Genomic DNA, 2499 nt, shown 5'->3' on the forward strand with positions numbered 1-2499 from the left:
CAGTTTTAAAGACGGTGAGCTATCTTTATGAAGCCAGCAAGCAGGGCTGCGAGTATTTCGTTATGGAGGTAAGCTCGCACGCAATCGCACAGAACCGCATCCAGGGGCTAAATTTTGCGCTTAAAATTTTTACGAATTTAAGCCAAGATCATCTCGATTATCATGGCAGCATGCAAGAATACGCTGCGGTAAAGAGCTCATTTTTCGCTGACGACGCGCCAAAGCTCATAAACGCCGACGATGGGCATATTAAATTTAACCCTGCAAACGCCCTTACCTACGGCATCAAAAACGCCGCGAGCTTCGGCGTAAGCGGATACGGGCTAAAGGGCGGTATCGACGCGCTCGTGCGCACTCCAAACGGCGATAATGCGCAGCTACAAAGCGATCTCATCGGCGAGTTTAATCTCTACAACCTTACCGCGGCGTTCGCGGCGGTTAAAATTCTAACCAAGCTGCCGAACGAAAAGATCGCAAAAGCTCTGGCAAACTTCGGCGGCGTCGAGGGTCGCGTACAGATCGTAAATAAAAATCCGCTTGTAATTGTTGATTTCGCTCATACCCCGGACGGTATCGAAAAGGTGCTAAACGCGCTACGCGCAAGCGGCGAGATTATCGCGGTTTTCGGCGCAGGAGGCGACCGCGACCACGGCAAGCGTCCGAAAATGGGCGCCATCGCGGAGCACTTTGCCAAAATTTGCATCGTCACGAGCGATAATCCGCGCAGCGAGAATCCAGATGAGATCATCGAGCAAATTTGCGCCGGGATGCGCCGAAAGGATAAAATTTTAAAGATCGCAGATCGCAAAGAGGCGATCGCGCGCGCGCTAGATCTTGCCAAAAACGGCGAGATGATCGCTATTTTAGGCAAGGGCGACGAAACTTACCAGGAGATCAAGGGCGTGAAGCATCCTTTCAGCGACAAACAGGTCGTAAGCGAGCTCGTCGCGGCGCGAGGCGGATCAAATTTAGACCAAATTTAAAGGACGGCCGATGAAAATCGAAATTTTATCAAGCAAAATCCACCGCGCGCGCGTGACGGACGCCAACCTCAACTATGTGGGCTCCATTACAATCGGACCCGAGCTCATCGAGGCTGCGGGGCTTTGCGAATACCAAAAAGTCGAGATCCTAAACGTCAATAACGGCGAGCGCTTCGCCACGTACGTGATTCGCGGCGAGAAAAAGGGCGAGATCTGCCTAAACGGCGCGGCTGCGCGCAAAGTCTGCGTCGGCGACGTCGTCATCATCGTGGCCTACGCACAGATGAGCGCCAAAAAAGCGAAAAATTTTGAACCAAAAATCGTGCAGGTAAACGAAAAAAACCAAATAACGGAGTAAAGATGTTTGAAGGAATGGATTTTTCAAAAATGGGGCAGATGCTCGATCAGATGCAGGCCAAGGCTAAGCAGATCGAGGAGGAGAATGCGCGCAAGGAATTTACCGTAAAATCGGGCGCGGGCATGGTCGCCATCAGGCTAAACGGCGCGGGCGAGGTGCTCGATCTGAGCATCGACGACAGCCTTTTTAGCGACAAAGAGAGCTTGCAGATCCTGCTAATTTCGGCGATAGGCGACGCGATAAAACTCGTCGAAAATGAAAAGAAAGGCGCCGCAGCGTCCATGCTAGGAGGGCTCGGCGGATTAGGTGATTTGCTTGGCAATAAGGGCTAAGCGTAGTTCAAAAATGGTGAAAATAGGCTTTTTAGAGAGGGCGACTACTTCCCGCCTGGCGAGCGGTTTGGATTTTACGAAGCAGGCGGTTTCGGCGACAGTATAAATAAAGCCTAATTTTATGGAGAGGCAAATTAAATTTAGATTTTTGTAGCGGTGTAGCTTACATAAAGTGAAACTTGTTTGATTTGACGCTAGGTTATTAAATTTTTAACCTTAGCAAATCAGTCAAATTTAACGGGCGGCATGAGGGCAAATTCTAAAATTTCGGCGAGCTGCTACGCTGCGGCGCAAAGTAAAATTTAACTCGCACGGCTTAAATGTAAAGCGGGCGAGCCGTTGCGCGACATCCGCGAGCAAATCGAGCGTAAGATGCGGCTCAAAAAAGCGGAGCATCCTTCGCCTCGCGCACTGCGTAAAGCTAGGGAAATTAAAATTTAAAATTTTAAGCGGCATGATTACTTCTACGCGACGCACAAACGGCTCGCGACAGCAAATTTTAGCTGCGCGACGAAAAGGTATTCGAAGGGCGCGAATTTGCATTCGTCAAGGGCGCGCCCAAGCAGAGTAAATCAAAACCGCAAGGTAGGATTGATGGATATTTTAGAAAAATTTAAAGACTACTTGAAGCGCAACGAGCTGAAGGTGCCGAGCTTTCATCCGTACTTCGAGGAGGCGCTCAATTACATGCTGCAAGCGGGCGGCAAGCACTTTCGCGCGCAGCTGCTGCTAGGCGTCGTCTCGGCAGTGGATGAGCGGCGCTTTGAGGGCGCGCTGGCGATCGCGATGGCGCTTGAGATGATCCACACCTACTCGCTTATCCACG

General features: G+C 50.7%; 4 protein-coding genes. All 4 read left to right on the top strand.

Annotated features, from left to right (window positions below):
* Positions 1–983 (top strand): UDP-N-acetylmuramoyl-L-alanyl-D-glutamate--2,6-diaminopimelate ligase (locus tag Q0238_RS10135; RefSeq protein ID WP_297945737.1); only part of this gene is annotated, 983 nt, incomplete at its 5' end.
* Positions 984–993: 10 nt separating this feature from the next.
* Entirely contained in the window at positions 994–1341 is a 348-nt protein-coding gene (gene panD / locus Q0238_RS10140) for an aspartate 1-decarboxylase (protein ID WP_297945739.1), read from the top strand.
* Between the two features lie 2 nt (positions 1342–1343).
* Entirely contained in the window at positions 1344–1673 is a 330-nt protein-coding gene (locus tag Q0238_RS10145; RefSeq protein ID WP_005869878.1) for a YbaB/EbfC family nucleoid-associated protein, read from the top strand.
* A 594-nt stretch (positions 1674–2267) separates the two neighbouring features.
* Positions 2268–2499 (top strand): polyprenyl synthetase family protein (locus Q0238_RS10150; RefSeq protein WP_297945742.1); only part of this gene is annotated, 232 nt, incomplete at its 3' end.

It is taken from the genome of uncultured Campylobacter sp. (genome assembly GCF_938045775.1).
In the GTDB taxonomy this organism is placed as follows: Bacteria; Campylobacterota; Campylobacteria; order Campylobacterales; family Campylobacteraceae; genus Campylobacter_B.